We start from the raw sequence: 1,148 nt of genomic DNA on the forward strand, positions 1-1,148 counted from the left end.
TGGTGCTCACCTTCGCCGGGCTGATAACGGGGGGCGGCACCGCGAACGCGGCCAACCTGCTCCTCAATCCCGGCTTCGAGGCGGGTTCCACGTCCGGCTGGTCCTGTGCGGCGGGCTCGGCCGTCACCACACCGGTCCGTTCGGGCGGTTACGCCGTCTCGGTCACGCCCGGCTCGACGATCGGGAAGTGCGCACAGACGGTATCCGTCAAGCCCAGCACGACCTACGCGGTTTCCGCCTGGGTGAACGGGAATCCGGTGTACCTCGGGGTCACCGGCGGGCCGTCGACCTGGACCGCGGCGACGTCGTACACGCAGCTTTCGCTGTCGTTCACGACGTCGGCGACACAGACGACGGCGGAGGTGTACGTCCACGGCTGGTACGGGTCGGGCACCTTCCTCGCGGACGACATCAGCCTCGACGGGCCTGGCGGAGGGACGCCGGGGGCGCCTCCGGCACCGGGAAATCCGGCCGTGGGCACGGTGACGAACACATCGATCGCGCTGTCGTGGGGAGCCTCGGCGGGCACGGTGACCGGGTACCGCGTGTACGAAGGCGGGAACGTGGTCGCGACGGTGACCGGGACTTCGGCGACGATTTCCGGGCTGACGGCCTGTACTTCGCACAACTATTCGGTGGCCGCGTACAACAGCGCGGGTGAATCGCCGAAAAGCACGGAGGCGGGCGCCACGACTGCCGGCTGCGTCGACACCGGCCTGCCGAAGCACGCGCTGATCGGCTACCTGCACGCGAGTTTCGCCAACGGCTCCGGGTACACGCGGATGGCCGACGTCCCGGCCGCGTGGGACATCGTCAACCTTTCGTTCGGTGAACCGACTTCGGTGACCTCGGGCGACATCCGGTTCAACCGGTGCCCGGTGGCGGAATGCCCGACGGTGGAAAGCGACGCGGACTTCATCGCCGCGATCCGCGCGAAGCAGGCGCAGGGCAAGAAGGTCCTGATCTCCATCGGCGGGCAGAACGGCCAGGTCCAGCTGACCACGACCGCCGCGCGCGACGCCTTCGTCAACTCGGTTTCCGCGATCATCGACCGGTACGGGCTGAACGGGCTCGACATCGACTTCGAGGGACACTCGCTGTACCTCAATTCCGGCGACAACGATTTCCGTAACCCGACCACGCCGGTG

1 protein-coding gene is annotated in these 1,148 nt (G+C 68.1%); it reads left to right on the forward strand.

The features are described 5' to 3' along the window. Positions 1-2: 2 nt before the first annotated feature. Positions 3-1,148: carbohydrate binding domain-containing protein (locus tag CFP71_RS42730; protein ID WP_208636170.1), on the forward strand; the 1,146-nt coding region annotated here is incomplete at its 3' end.

It is taken from the genome of Amycolatopsis thailandensis (genome assembly GCF_002234405.1).
Taxonomy (GTDB): Bacteria; Actinomycetota; Actinomycetes; order Mycobacteriales; family Pseudonocardiaceae; genus Amycolatopsis; species Amycolatopsis thailandensis.